This window comes from Bariatricus sp. SGI.019 (genome assembly GCF_050315235.1).
Taxonomy (GTDB): Bacteria; Bacillota; Clostridia; order Lachnospirales; family Lachnospiraceae; genus JAFBIX01.
Genome location: NZ_JBNPOQ010000003.1, coordinates 25,257 through 38,478, shown reverse-complemented (window position 1 = coordinate 38,478; position 13,222 = coordinate 25,257). Strand labels below are relative to the sequence as shown.

The following is a 13,222-nucleotide window of genomic DNA, read 5'->3' as shown; positions in this document are numbered from 1 at the left end:
CAATCTACTCAGCCCAGATCTCTTCATCTGTCGGGATCGGCTTATCTGGCAATACATATGCGATTCTTGCAATATTTACAAGATGATTCCACCATAAGTTCTCGCTGAGGGAGTTATTGCCCCAGGTTCCGCATCCAAGTGTTGCTGTTGGATTCAGACCATTGTCAAATCCACCGCCAAGTCCGGAAGAACCGATCATGTTTACACCAATACGGGATACCGGAAGTAATTCTGCTGCATACTCGACATGTTCTTTTGTATTAGAATGAACAACGGCACTGTGGCCTGCTCCTTCATTTTTCAGGTTTGTGACAGCCTTATCTACTGCTTCTTCCCAGGTATCATAGCTGTTGATTGCCAGAACCGGACACAGTTTTTCTTTTGCAAGGCACTCTTCTGCTCCAGATTTTTCAATCTCTACCAGTAAAAATCTTGTATCCGCCGGAACTTCCAGGCCTACCAGCTCAGCGATAAATGTTGCAGAAGCACCTACTGCGTCTTTGTTGATTACACCATTCGGGAACAGACCTTTTCGAAGTGTCTCAACATCTTCTGGTTTGTTGATATAATAAGCACCCTGTTTTACCAGTTCTTCTACCATCTCATCATGTTTGGATGCCGGGATATGTACACACTGTTCGCAAGTACAAAGAACACCATTATCATAAGTACGGCTTGTGGCAACTTTCTTTGCGACTGCTGCAATATCCGCATCTGTATCTACCAGCGTCTGTACATTTCCAGCTCCTACACCAAATGCCGGTTTTCCACTCTTATACGCAGCCTTTACCATTCCTGGACCTCCTGTAGAAATACAAGCGTCACACTCGGACATCAACAAGCCAGACAGTTCTACGGTTGGTTCTGGGATAATCTGGATCAGATCCTCAGGAGCTCCTACAGACTTTAATGCCTCTCTCATAAGATTTACAGTTTCAACCCCTGTTTTCTTTGCACGTGGATGTGGTCCGACGATGATTGCATTACCCCCCTTCAATGCGATCATGGCATTCTGCATTGGAGTCATGGTAGGGTTCGTTGTCGGAGAAACAGCTCCAATAACACCAATTGGCTTTGCAACTTTTACAATGCCTTCCTCTTCCACGTATTCAATAATTCCACGGCTCTTAACACCTTTTAATTTGTTCCATACAGCCTTTGATTTTCCTTTGTTCTTTTTAATCTTATCCTCATAGACTCCCATACGTGTCTCTTCTACAGCCATCTTTGCCAACATTTCGCCATTGTCATAGATAATTTTTCCGATCGCGCGTACAGCTTTATCTACATCTTCCTGTGAGAACTGCTCAAATTCCTGCTGTGCTGCTCTTCCTTTTTGAATCAGATCCAATACATATTCTTTTGCTTCCATTCTTATTGCCTCCTTAAAATCGTTCCATCATTGTATGTTTAATGTACTACATTGTACGTTCTATTTCAATCGGCATATATCAACAAAATGAGGTTGGTTTTTTGTGTAAACTATACAAAAAACACAACCTCATTTTGTTGATATTTTAACGTATTTGATAAATTTTTACCAATCTTTCTCACAACAGCAAATCCTGCCATAATTTTAATCTTTCATCCATAAAGGCTGCAATTGCACTTTTATCTCTCGCTTCCAATATGTCTACCTCTTTCAGATAATTATCCGGGAGTGCATTCAGCTGATTTCTCTCAACCGACACTTCTATCGCTTTGTGCCTTGTAAATGATGCAATCTTACGGATAATGCTGTCCAACTGATATAACATCCTATTCTGAGATATTTCACTCAAATATTCATTAAAACGCTTACTCGCCTGATACATCTTCTCAATATCCGCCGGCGCCTCATTCATGATCCGTTTAAATTCCAAACCAAGTTGTCTCAACTGACGGATATCATCATCCGAAGCATTCAAGATCGCAAGATACAGCACTGAATTGGCCACCGCAATCTTCACCTCCAGAAGTTCCTCCATCGAATGCTCAGACAAAATCAATCCATACAACAACGGATCCAATAATTTGTTATTATATTCTTCAACAACAAAAGTTCCTTCTGAACGCCGTATCTCCAACACTCCAAATGCGACCAGCACCTTAATCGCTTCCCGGATCGCATTGCGGCTTACACCAAGCTTCTCACTAAATTCAATTTCTGTCGGAATCTTATCGCCCGGCTTTAATTCCCCACTGATCAAAGCATCCGTAATTCTCTGTATAATAATCTCAGAGATAGATCCCTTTGGCAATTCCGCAAAAAGATTGTTACTTCCCATACATAAATTCACCTTTCGTATCGAAATATCTCATAAATTTCACATATCCCATATTATAACATCTCTTTTCGGATTTGTGAATCGGGGACGGGGGTTTTTTCAAAAACCCCGTCCCCAGTGCAATGTCCCTTTTTAAAAATATCCTCGCAATTTTTCGATAGCACTTTTTTCAATTCTTGAAACATAAGAACGAGAGATGCCTAACTGCTTAGCAATCTCCCGCTGTGTATACTCTTCTCCGTTATACAATCCATACCGCATTTTCAATACCAGTCTTTCTCTTGGTGACAATTCTGACTCTACCCGCTCATATAATATCTGAATATCATCACTTAGTTCTACTTTTTTATGTGCATCTGTCTCTTCTGTCTCAATAATATCAAAAAGCTGAATTTCATTTCCTTCTCTGTCGGTTCCTATAGGTTCATACAAGGATATTTCTTTGGATGATTTTTTTTTGGCCCGAAGATACATCAAGATTTCATTTTCAATACAGCGTGCCGCATATGTCCCTAATCGAACACATTTTTCTGGATTAAATGTTACGACCGCTTTGATAAGTCCAATAGTTCCGATGGATAATAGGTCTTCCGCCTCTTCTTCATAAGACTGATATTTTTTCACGATATGAGCGACGAGGCGCAGATTCCGCTCGACTAAGATATGTTTCGCTTCAAGATCACCCTCCGTATATTTTTGCAGATATTCTCTTTCTTCCGCTGCAGTGAGGGGTTGGGGAAATGATTTCAAGGAAAGCACCTCTAAGCGTATTTAATATAGTTTATGTAAATTTAATTTCTTTTGTGCTTTTCCATTCAATTTTCTCTATACAAAAAGCGCCAAAAAAGTTATAGTAAATATAAATAACTATGGATTTATATTGACGATTTGGGGTATGTCATGAATCACAAACTGAATAAAACTTTGTATTATAGTATATTTATCATACTGGCTGCACAGCTTAGCATGAATCTTTTTATTGCAGATTTTAAGATTTCTATTGCCATTATTTTTATTCCTGTCTTTTTCTTTTTGACAGAGAACTTCCCCCTGATTCCCGTTACTTTTTGTTCTGCATTTGGCGTATTCGCCTTGCGTGTACTGATGAACTGGTTTCAATCGGGAACGCTGGATGGAAGTATAGCCTCTTTTTTCCCGGAGACAGGATTTTACATCTGTTACGGTCTTCTTCTCTGCCTGTACACGCACTGGCTGAAGAATCGAACCCTATCAAGAATATTGGTTGTTCTGCCACTGATATTCATTGACTACACAGCAAATTTTACGGAACTTTTTTTACGTATGCAAAATGATGCTTTAACAGTTAAGACACAACTTAGTATCTTATTGGTCGCTTGTCTGCGTACATTGGTCATCTGGTGCGTCCTGACCATTTTTGATCGATATAAGTTATTACTTTTACAGCAAGAACATGAAGATCGCTACAAGCGCCTTCTTCTGTTGATATCCAAATTAAATGGGGAAATGGTCTGGATGCGCAAGAATACCTCGCTTATCGAAGAGACTATGAACACTTCTTATCGATTATTTGAAAAACTAAAAGCATCTGACACAGATCCGGAAATCTCTTCATCTGCTCTGTCAGTGGCAAAAGATATCCATGAAATCAAAAAGGAATATTTGTTGATCTTACGTGGAATATCTGAAGCGCTTGACCAGGAATTTCAAAGCGATGGAATGTATCTGGAAGACCTTCTTACACTATTAAAAGACTCTGTCACTCTGACAGCAAGAGAACAGGGAAAAGAACTTTCCTTATCTGTCAGATGTTCCGATAATTTTTATACAGACAAGCAATACGCACTGATGTCTGTCTTTCGGAATCTATTTAATAATGCTATAGAAGCTGCTGCCGAGTCTTGTGTGACAATCTTAGTATCTCAGACTTCCGATTCAGACTTCTGCACATTTGAAGTTACCGATCAAGGTCCCGGTATCAAAGAAGAATATATTAACGAAGTTTTTCATCCTGGATTTTCTACAAAGATTAATTTTACAACTGGGGAAGTCAATCGAGGATTGGGACTGAATCTAGTACAAGATCTGGTCGAAAACCAGCTGAATGGAAAGATAGACCTTACTTCCCGCCCTGGCAAAACTACATTTACCATTCAGATTCCCAGACAAATTCTTGAAAAGAGGTCATAATTATGAAATTCTACCTAATTGATGATGATCAAAATGTCCGAAATATATTAAAAATCATTATTACAGAACGGAACTTAGGTACCATCTGCGGCTCTGCCGATAACGGTCAGGATGCTTTGGATGATCTGCTTTCACTCAAGCCGGACATCGTAATCGTAGACTTATTAATGCCTAAAATGGATGGAATCACTTTTGTGGAACATGCAAAAGCCCAACTTCCTGGTGCATCCTACATCATGCTTTCCCAAGTCTCTTCCAAGGATATGATAGCTTCCGCCTATGAAGCAGGTATTGAATTTTTTATCCAAAAACCACTTAACAGTATCGAGGTCGAGACAGTCATAAAAAAAGTCAGTAGTTCTCTTACCATGCAGCGTACCATGAACAAGATGCAAAATATATTCCTGGAAGGTATGCAGCCAGAGATAAAGCCAGAATCTTCTCTTCCGTCAAACAGCGAATCTTCTTCTACACTCCGCAATGTTTTACAGCAGCTGGGTATTATCGGAGACATTGGAAGCAAAGATATTGCCCTGGTTGCAGAATACCTGATGGAGCATAAAGAACAGATGAATGACACCACATTAAATGAACTTTGCAGCAAGTTCAGTGATTCACCCAAATCCATGGAACAGCGCATCCGTCGAACGGTCAACACCGGGCTTGTCAATCTGGCCCACTTAGGAATTGAAGATTACAGCAATGAAATATTTACCGAATATTCGAATACTCTTTATAATTTTGAGCAGGTTCGAAAAGAGATGGACTATATCCGCGGGAAAAGTAAAAAGCATGGAAATGTAAAGATCAAGAGCTTTCTGAATGCTTTGGTGGTATATTGTCTGTCCCACTAATAATTTCAAAGACATTTTTCTTCGTTATTATATACAGTATCATTAGAGTATTTTTGTGAAATGTCACAAAATTTCTAATGATACTTCTTTTTTTTCATCTATTTTGATACCGTTTGATACTTTTTGAAGTCTCGTTATTATATTAACTATATCAATAGAGAAACGGAACTTATTCAAAAATTCAATATGAAATGCGAGGGAATGTCTATGTTAACAATTTTATCTGGAGTCGGATTATTATTAATCACATTGGCTGGTTTTTCTTTATTCAGTCTAAAAATGCCCAAAGGACAGCTTGCTATGTCCGGTATGGCCAATGCTGCCATTGCCACATTTTTGGTAGAAGCAGTTCACAAATATATCACTGGCGACTTGTTAGGTCTTGAATTCTTCCGTACAGTTGGTGAAACTTCCGGAAGTCTTGGCGGCGTAGCCGCTGCAATCATGGTTCCTATCTCCATGGGTGCTAATCCGGTCTTTGCAGTGACTGCTGGTGTCGCTGTCGGCGGTTACGGAATCTTGCCAGGATTTATTGCAGGCTATATCGTTGGTCTGGTTTCTCCAATCATCGAAAAGAAATTGCCAGAAGGTCTTAACATGATCGGCGGTGCTTTATTAATCGCACCAATGGCACGTTTTATTGCATTTGCAGTGAACCCTGCGGTTAATGCTACATTAGTAAAAATCGGCGGCACGATCTCTGCTGCAACCGAACAGTCTCCGATCGTCATGGGATTCTTACTTGGTGGTATTATAAAGATGATCTGTACATCTCCACTCAGTTCTATGGCACTGACTGCCATGTTGAGCCTGGATGGACTGGCTATGGGAATTGCTGCCATCGCCTGTGTCGGCGGATCCTTTACGAACGGAATCATTTTCTCAAAATTAAAATTAGGTGACAGAAGCAATGTCATCGCAGTGATGTTGGAGCCTTTAACACAGGCTGACATTATTACCACGAACCCAATCCCGATCTATTGTTCTAACTTCTTCGGAGGCGGATTTGCCGGAATATCTGCAGCAGCGTTCCATATCATCAATAATGCACCGGGAACTGCTTCCCCTATCCCTGGACTTCTGGCACCATTTGCTTTCAATTCACCAGTAAAAGTAATTCTTGCACTCGTCTTTGCTGTGCTCGGTGGAATAACAGCTGGATTGATCGGAAGTATGGTATTCAAAAAGCGTGTGAAAACTCCTGCTGCTGAGCTTCTTGGCAATGAAGCTGCAAACGCAGAATGCTAAATCTCAATTATTACTTATTTATTGTAAATATTTCAGGAAATGTAAAGAAAGAGCAGAAACACCTTATCCTTCCAAGGGTTTCTGCTCTTTCACATTCCTATCATACATTAGTTCTTCTAAGTCTCAGGTTCTGCACGCCTCAGGATATCGTACTGTTCTGCCTCTTCTCCAAAGTCAATATACAGTACCTGCTTCGGATGCGGCGCACTCTCCTGCTCAGTTCCATCTTCATCGACGATCCGTCTCACCGTCACTTCAATGTTGCGGCCATCCGGTTTCATAATTTCGATCGTCTCTCCGACTGAAAACTTATTTCTCTGTTCGATCCGATACATCCCATCCTTTTCACCGCCGATGATTCCCAGATAAGTATACTCCTTGACATACGTATTGCTGTCATAGATCTGGCTCTCTTCGCTCGGCTTTCCAAAATAGAACCCTGTCGTGAACTGACGATAAGTACAATTGGAAATCTGATCCAGATACCATGGCATATTTGCTTTGTATTTCTCCGGGTCTTCCAGATAATCATCAATAGCCTTCCGATAAGTTCTGGCTACCGTCGCCACATACAATGCCGTTTTCATACGTCCTTCAATCTTGAAACTGTCAATTCCTGCATCAATCATCTCCGGAATATGCTCAATCATGCACAAATCCTTCGAATTGAAGATATATGTGCCACGCTCATTCTCATAAACCGGCATATATTCACCTGGTCTGGTCTCCTCTACCACCGCATATTTCCAACGGCAAGGATGCGTACATGCTCCTTGATTGGCATCGCGTCCGGTGAAATAATTACTCAACAGACATCTTCCAGAATAAGAGATACACATAGCTCCATGAATGAAGCTTTCAATCTCCATCTCTTCCGGAATACGTTCCCGAATCTCCTTAATCTCTTTTAGTGACAGCTCTCTGGCAGATACCACTCGCTTCGCGCCTTGCTTCCACCAGAAACGATACGTTCCATAATTCGTATTATTGGCCTGCGTACTGATGTGACGCTCAATCTCCGGACATATCTCCTTTGCCATCTCAAAGATTGCCGGATCCGCGATAATTAACGCATCCGGGCCTATTTCTTTCAATTCTCTCAAATATTCCTCTACGCCCTCCAGATCATCATTGTGGGCAAGAATATTTACCGTTACATGAACTCTCACTCCATGCTCATGGGCAAATTCAATTCCTTCGCGCATATCTTCCATCGAGAAATTCTTCGCTTTCGCACGAAGTCCAAAAGCCTCACCGCCAATATATACTGCATCTGCGCCAAATATAACCGCAGTCTTCAATACTTCCAGGCTGCTGGCTGGAATCAAGAGTTCAGGTCGTCTATTCTTCATTCTGTAATTCTCCTTTATCTTCTACCGTCATGGTCTTCTTCACACTAAGAGCCACACCGTCCCCCAGTGGTATAATGGATGTCTGTAACTGGTCATTATGCTTCAATTCATACAGATATTTCCTCATCCGGCTGTGAATCGTACGATTCCGCCGTTCCACTGCAAACCGTGATTCTATAATATCGCCATCCTGCAACACGTTATCAGACATCAACACACCATCCTTAGAAAGCAGACGAATCGCCTCCGGCATATAGTGAATATACTGTCCCTTAGCCGCATCCATAAATATAAAATCAAACGGCCCTTCCAAAGAACGCATCACCTCAAGCGCATCACCTTCAATCAATGTAATCCGATCTTCCTTGCCCGCACGCTTAAAATTCTCCCGCGCAATCGGAATCCGCTTCTCATACTTCTCAATCGTCGTAATATGCCCATTTTCCGGCAAATACTCACACATCAAAAGCGCCGAAAAACCAATCGCAGTTCCCACCTCAAGAACCCGCACAGGCTTCTTCATCATCAACAACACCTTCAGAAAACTCTGCGTCTCCTTACGGATAATCGGCACATACGTATCCAAAGCCTCCTGCTCAATCTGCTCAATCAACGGACTCTCCGGCGTCTCCAGAGAATGAATATACGTCACCATTCTTTCATCAACAATCATTTTGGGACACCCCTTTTTTCATTTTGGTACACCACAAATCGCAATATGGGACGTAGTAAAATTAAAAAATACTACGTCCCCTTTTTCACCTTTTTACACATCCATAATAATTGGCAAGATCATTGGTTTTCTTTTTGTCCGTTTCCAAATGAATTCATTCATGGTATCGCGGATTACCATTTTTATCTTGCTCCAGTCGGCATTACGCTGGTGCAGCAGGCAATCTTCGACTGCTTCTGTCACTATATTACGAGCCTCTTCCATCAGACCTTCTGATTCTCTGACGTAGACAAATCCACGTGATACAATGTCAGGTCCTGCCAGCAATTGGTTACTGCCTTTTTCTAATGTAAGTACTACGATCATGATTCCATCTTCTGCCAGATGTTGTCTGTCACGAAGTACGATATTTCCTACATCTCCTACTCCGAGACCATCTACGAGGATCTCGCCGGTGTGTACTTTATCTACGACTTTGGCCTCTTTATCACTCAATTCCAATACATCGCCTGACTGCAGGATGAAAATATTCTCTTTTGGAATACCAAGATTCATGGCAACTCCTGCGTTTGCTTTCAAGTGACGGTACTCGCCGTGTACCGGTATCGCGTATTTTGGCTTTACCAGGGAGTAGATTAATTTTAATTCTTCCTGACATGCATGACCGGATACATGGGCATCGGAGAATATAACGTTAGCTCCTTTGGAGGAGAGTTCATTAATAACCCTGGAAACTGATTTTTCATTACCTGGAATCGGATTCGAACTGAAGATTACCGTATCTCCAGGCATAATGGACACTTTTTTATGCACATCTGCTGCCATACGTGACAGGGCAGCCATAGACTCACCCTGGCTTCCGGTAGTGATCAACACGGTCTTTTCCGGCGGATAATTCTTCAACTGATCAATCTCAACCAATGTATTTTCCGGTACATTCAGATACCCTAACTCCTGGGCAACCTGTATAATATTGACCATGCTTCTTCCTTCTACTACAACCTTACGATTATACTTGCATGCAGAATTGATGATCTGCTGCACACGATCTACATTGGAAGCAAATGTTGCAATGATAATTCTTGAATTCTGATGCTCTGCAAATATGTGGTCAAATGTAATTCCCACGGTACGCTCGGACTGGGTAAATCCTTTCCTCTCCGCATTGGTACTGTCTGACATCAATGCCAGAACTCCTTTCTTACCAATCTCAGCAAAGCGCTGAAGATCAATGGCATCGCCAAATACAGGTGTGTAGTCCACCTTAAAGTCTCCGGTATGGACTACAATTCCTGCCGGTGAATAGATAGCCAGAGCTGCCGCATCCTGAATACTGTGATTTGTCTTAATAAATTCAATTCTAAATTGCCCCAGATTAATAGACTGTCCATGCTTTACTACTTTTCTTCTGGTGCTGCGAAGCAGATTATGCTCTGAAAGCTTCTTCTCAATAATACCCATAGTAAGCTTCGTCGCATAGATAGGAAGATTCATCTCACGCAGCACATAGGACAAAGCTCCAATATGATCTTCATGTCCATGCGTAATCACAAATCCCTTTACCTTCTGAATATTATCTTTCAGATATGTCACATCCGGAATCACAAGATCGATTCCGAGCATATCATCTTCCGGGAATGCCAAACCACAATCCACGACAATAATACTGTCTTCATATTCGAAGGCAGTAATGTTCATTCCGATCTTCTCAAGACCTCCGAGCGGAATGATACGCAATTTTCCGTTGTTCTCTTTTTTCAAATTTACACCTCCACGTGCTTCTCCGTACTAATTTTGCCCTTTCTGGCATTCTTGGCATTGTCCATAGAACTTTAATTCGTGGTCCAACACGTGAAAACCGGTCTCTTCCTCTATATGACGCTCCAGTTCGTCCAATAAATCATCCTTAAAAGGAAGCACTTTCCCACAAGTTTTACATATCAAATGATGGTGATGGTGTCTTTCCACTCCATCGAAAGACTCACCAATCTCATAACGCACACATCCATCATCAAGATTGATACGATCCACCAATTGCATTTCTAATAACAATTGCACTGTCCGGTAAATAGTTGCCAGCCCAATCTCCGGGTAGTCCTCTTTTACCAGTTCATAAATATCTTCTGCAGTCATATGTCTGTCTCTGTGTTCTGCCAGCACCTGCAATACAAGCAACCTCTGATTGGTTACTTTAAGACCCTTTTCTTTCAGCATTTCTTTAAACTTTTCTTTACTGATAGACATAGTATATTACCTTTCAATATCAACATCCTCGAGCAGTTCCTCAAACACTTTTGAAACAGCAGTAAGCTCCACGTCATCATCTACGATCTCATAGACGCTGTCTGCTGACGCTTCATCTGATGTATCCTTCAGAATTAAACATTCCGCTTCATCATCCTCCGAATCAGTGACCAGAATATAAGATACCCCGTTCACCTTGGTCTGCTCTAGCACAAAAAAATCTATCTCTTCCTGTATCTCTTCCGACATGAATTTAATCTTTTCCATATATATACACCTCGAAAATGGTTTTAGTTCATGTGAATCGAGTCCAAATATCCTTGTAATATAAAAACAGCCGCAATTTTATCAATGTATTTTTTGCGGTCTTCTCGCCTTACTTTATTCTCAATCAAAGTCCGTTCTGCTTCTACTGTAGTCAGACGCTCGTCCCACATCACGACTTCCAGGCCGGTCCGTCGGGAAAGCATCTTTCCAAACTCTATTGAATGTTCTGCCCGATCCCCAATATCATTATTCATATGCTTCGGAAGGCCAAGTACAATCCGCTCTACCCCGTACTCTTCAATCAACGCTTCAATCCGTGCACAGGTCTTACGCAGTTTGTTCTCGTCCTTTCGGCATATGGTCTCTATTCCTTGAGCAGTAATTCCCAAAGGATCACTGATTGCCACTCCTACGGTCTTAGAACCGTAATCCAGTCCCATGATTCTCATAGAAATTATACCCACTTATTATGCTCAATATACGTCTTAAGCATCTCTTCTACCAATTCATCTCGCTCCATCTTCATGATCAGGCTTCTGGCTCCATTGTGGCTGGTAATATATGTCGGGTCTCCTGACATAATATAACCCACAATCTGATTCACAGGATTGTATCCCTTTTCACTCAATGCCTTGTACACAATCTCAAGTATATCTTTTGCTTGAATTTGTGGACCGCTTTCTACCTGAAAAAACTGAGTGCTGCTTAAATCTTTCATATACTCACGTCCTCCAAAAATACTTCAATGTTATTCTACCCTATTAGCACCAAAAATTCAATGAATTATTTGCAACTGACTCTCAATTTCTACATTTACCAGTTGATTCGTTAGATTCTCTGTCGTTTTCCGACCAATTTTTACATACTCTTTCGTATGTCCCACCTGGTACTTCTCTCCTTCGTGAAGAATCTCTTCTTCCATCAATACTTCCTGCGTCGTTCCAATCAACGCTTCCTCATAATTCCTCTGTTTTCTACGGCTCAATTCTAGAAGTTCATTACTCCTGACTGTCTTCACCGTCTCCGGCACCTGGTTCTCCATCTTGGCTGCAAGGGTACCCTCACGTCTGGAATACTTGAATACATGCGTCTCATAGAAATTCACCTTATCTACAAATGCTTTTGACTGTGCAAACTCTTCTTCTGTCTCCCCAGGGAATCCAACGATTACATCCGTCGTCAATGCTGGATTATGAAAATATTTCCGCAGAAGGACACACTTCTCATAATACTCTTCTGCCGTATAGCGACGATTCATCCGCTTCAATGTCGCATCACACCCACTCTGCAAAGACAAGTGGAAATGCGGACACATCTTCGGAAGACTGGCAAGAGTACGTGCAAATTCTTCCGTAATGATGCGCGGTTCCAGAGAGCCGAGACGGATTCTCTGAATTCCCGGAACCTCATGAATATCCAGAATCAGATTCAACAGATGATCTCCCGTATCCATTCCATAAGAACTCAGATGAATTCCTGTCAGAACGACTTCCTTATATCCATTGGAAGCCAACCCCTGTACTTCCCGAAGTACGCTTTCATGATCACGACTTCGAACCCTTCCTCTTGCATAAGGAATAATACAGTAAGAACAGAACTGATTACATCCATCCTGCACTTTAATATATGCTCTGGTATGCTCTGCTGTTCTGGTCAGATGCATTTCCTCATACTCCTTCGTATGGTTAATATCCACCATCTCCTGGCAGGAACCTTCCCTTCCTCTTTCATACTCCTTTAAAATCTCAATAATATCTTTCTTGCGGTTATTCCCGACCACAATATCAATGCACTCATCCAACTCGTCCGCTTTCGCCTGCACATAGCATCCACAAGCCACAACAATCGCATGCGGATTCATCTTTCTGGCACGGTGCAGCATCTGCCGTGATTTACGGTCCGCCATATTGGTCACCGTACATGTATTAATAATATAGATATCTGCCCCTTCCTTAAAAGGTACGATCTCATAGCCATGTTCCTCCAGGAGTTCCTGCATCGCCTCTGTCTCATATGCATTGACCTTACACCCCAGATTATGTAATGCTACTTTCTTCATATCTTCCCACAAACCCTTTCTATGTATATTGTTGTAAGATTCATTAAAATTAATTTACATTCTTTGGCAAATTGTTCCTTGACTTTTAT

The 13,222-nt window shown here is 41.5% G+C and carries 14 protein-coding genes; 3 read left to right on the top strand and 11 right to left on the bottom strand.

Annotation, left to right across the window (positions count from 1 at the left end):
* Positions 1-4: 4 nt before the first annotated feature.
* The 3 genes from ACQRD1_RS02570 to sigK all read right to left on the bottom strand — a co-directional run bounded on the left by ACQRD1_RS02570 (position 5) and on the right by sigK (position 3,017).
* Positions 5-1,372, bottom strand: coding sequence for an aldehyde dehydrogenase family protein (locus tag ACQRD1_RS02570; protein WP_235232170.1), 1,368 nt, complete (start codon positions 1,370-1,372; stop codon positions 5-7).
* 178 nt (positions 1,373-1,550) lie between these two features.
* Entirely contained in the window at positions 1,551-2,267 is a 717-nt protein-coding gene (locus tag ACQRD1_RS02565) for a FadR/GntR family transcriptional regulator (RefSeq protein WP_235232169.1), read from the bottom strand.
* A 132-nt stretch (positions 2,268-2,399) separates the two neighbouring features.
* Positions 2,400-3,017, bottom strand: a complete 618-nt coding sequence (sigK, locus tag ACQRD1_RS02560; RefSeq protein ID WP_235232168.1) for an RNA polymerase sporulation sigma factor SigK — start codon at positions 3,015-3,017, stop codon at positions 2,400-2,402.
* 150 nt (positions 3,018-3,167) lie between these two features.
* On the opposite strand from sigK, the gene ACQRD1_RS02555 reads away from it, so the two are divergent.
* The 3 genes from ACQRD1_RS02555 to ACQRD1_RS02545 all read left to right on the top strand — a co-directional run bounded on the left by ACQRD1_RS02555 (position 3,168) and on the right by ACQRD1_RS02545 (position 6,538).
* The gene (locus ACQRD1_RS02555; protein ID WP_427786886.1) at positions 3,168-4,436 is read left to right on the top strand and encodes a sensor histidine kinase; all 1,269 of its coding nucleotides are present in this window, start codon (positions 3,168-3,170) and stop codon (positions 4,434-4,436) included.
* 2 nt (positions 4,437-4,438) lie between these two features.
* Positions 4,439-5,290 carry a response regulator gene (locus ACQRD1_RS02550; RefSeq protein ID WP_235232166.1) on the top strand — a complete coding sequence of 284 codons (852 nt, stop codon included), beginning with the start codon at positions 4,439-4,441 and terminating at the stop codon, positions 5,288-5,290.
* A gap of 207 nt (positions 5,291-5,497) precedes the next feature.
* Positions 5,498-6,538 carry a PTS sugar transporter subunit IIC gene (locus ACQRD1_RS02545; protein ID WP_427786885.1) on the top strand — a complete coding sequence of 347 codons (1,041 nt, stop codon included), beginning with the start codon at positions 5,498-5,500 and terminating at the stop codon, positions 6,536-6,538.
* 116 nt (positions 6,539-6,654) lie between these two features.
* On the opposite strand, the gene ACQRD1_RS02540 is transcribed toward ACQRD1_RS02545, so the two are convergent.
* The 8 genes from ACQRD1_RS02540 to mtaB all read right to left on the bottom strand — a co-directional run bounded on the left by ACQRD1_RS02540 (position 6,655) and on the right by mtaB (position 13,133).
* Complete coding sequence (locus ACQRD1_RS02540; protein WP_427786884.1) at positions 6,655-7,890, bottom strand: peptidase U32 family protein; 1,236 nt, start codon at positions 7,888-7,890, stop codon at positions 6,655-6,657.
* Complete coding sequence (locus tag ACQRD1_RS02535) at positions 7,880-8,563, bottom strand: O-methyltransferase (RefSeq protein ID WP_427786883.1); 684 nt, start codon at positions 8,561-8,563, stop codon at positions 7,880-7,882. The genes ACQRD1_RS02540 and ACQRD1_RS02535 overlap by 11 nt, the downstream gene beginning before the upstream one ends.
* Before the next feature lie 93 nt (positions 8,564-8,656).
* A complete protein-coding gene (locus tag ACQRD1_RS02530; RefSeq protein WP_347375995.1) occupies positions 8,657-10,324 on the bottom strand; it encodes a ribonuclease J in 1,668 nt (555 codons plus the stop codon).
* A gap of 27 nt (positions 10,325-10,351) precedes the next feature.
* On the bottom strand, positions 10,352-10,807 hold the full coding sequence (locus ACQRD1_RS02525; protein WP_235232161.1) for a Fur family transcriptional regulator: 456 nt from the start codon (positions 10,805-10,807) through the stop codon (positions 10,352-10,354).
* A gap of 6 nt (positions 10,808-10,813) precedes the next feature.
* Entirely contained in the window at positions 10,814-11,074 is a 261-nt protein-coding gene (locus tag ACQRD1_RS02520; protein WP_235232159.1) for a DUF1292 domain-containing protein, read from the bottom strand.
* 23 nt (positions 11,075-11,097) lie between these two features.
* Positions 11,098-11,523: a Holliday junction resolvase RuvX gene (ruvX, locus tag ACQRD1_RS02515; protein WP_235232158.1), complete on the bottom strand. Its 426-nt coding sequence runs from the start codon at positions 11,521-11,523 to the stop codon at positions 11,098-11,100.
* Between the two features lie 5 nt (positions 11,524-11,528).
* Positions 11,529-11,792 (bottom strand): IreB family regulatory phosphoprotein, encoded by a 264-nt coding sequence (locus tag ACQRD1_RS02510; protein WP_235232156.1) that lies wholly within the window; start codon positions 11,790-11,792, stop codon positions 11,529-11,531.
* A gap of 57 nt (positions 11,793-11,849) precedes the next feature.
* The gene (mtaB, locus tag ACQRD1_RS02505) at positions 11,850-13,133 is read right to left on the bottom strand and encodes a tRNA (N(6)-L-threonylcarbamoyladenosine(37)-C(2))-methylthiotransferase MtaB (RefSeq protein ID WP_427786882.1); all 1,284 of its coding nucleotides are present in this window, start codon (positions 13,131-13,133) and stop codon (positions 11,850-11,852) included.
* Positions 13,134-13,222 lie beyond the last annotated feature (89 nt).

What these genes read in the sequence shown, in the direction of transcription:
- ACQRD1_RS02570 (WP_235232170.1), bottom strand. Translation starts at nt 1,372, where the DNA reads ATGGAAGCAAAAGAATATGTATTGGATCTGATTCAAAAAGGAAGAGCA.
- ACQRD1_RS02565 (WP_235232169.1), bottom strand. Translation starts at nt 2,267, where the DNA reads ATGGGAAGTAACAATCTTTTTGCGGAATTGCCAAAGGGATCTATCTCT.
- ACQRD1_RS02555 (WP_427786886.1), top strand. Translation starts at nt 3,168, where the DNA reads ATGAATCACAAACTGAATAAAACTTTGTATTATAGTATATTTATCATA.
- ACQRD1_RS02550 (WP_235232166.1), top strand. Translation starts at nt 4,439, where the DNA reads ATGAAATTCTACCTAATTGATGATGATCAAAATGTCCGAAATATATTA.
- ACQRD1_RS02545 (WP_427786885.1), top strand. Translation starts at nt 5,498, where the DNA reads ATGTTAACAATTTTATCTGGAGTCGGATTATTATTAATCACATTGGCT.
- ACQRD1_RS02540 (WP_427786884.1), bottom strand. Translation starts at nt 7,890, where the DNA reads ATGAAGAATAGACGACCTGAACTCTTGATTCCAGCCAGCAGCCTGGAA.
- ACQRD1_RS02535 (WP_427786883.1), bottom strand. Translation starts at nt 8,563, where the DNA reads ATGATTGTTGATGAAAGAATGGTGACGTATATTCATTCTCTGGAGACG.
- ACQRD1_RS02525 (WP_235232161.1), bottom strand. Translation starts at nt 10,807, where the DNA reads ATGTCTATCAGTAAAGAAAAGTTTAAAGAAATGCTGAAAGAAAAGGGT.
- ACQRD1_RS02520 (WP_235232159.1), bottom strand. Translation starts at nt 11,074, where the DNA reads ATGGAAAAGATTAAATTCATGTCGGAAGAGATACAGGAAGAGATAGAT.
- ruvX (WP_235232158.1), bottom strand. Translation starts at nt 11,523, where the DNA reads ATGAGAATCATGGGACTGGATTACGGTTCTAAGACCGTAGGAGTGGCA.
- ACQRD1_RS02510 (WP_235232156.1), bottom strand. Translation starts at nt 11,792, where the DNA reads ATGAAAGATTTAAGCAGCACTCAGTTTTTTCAGGTAGAAAGCGGTCCA.
- mtaB (WP_427786882.1), bottom strand. Translation starts at nt 13,133, where the DNA reads ATGAAGAAAGTAGCATTACATAATCTGGGGTGTAAGGTCAATGCATAT.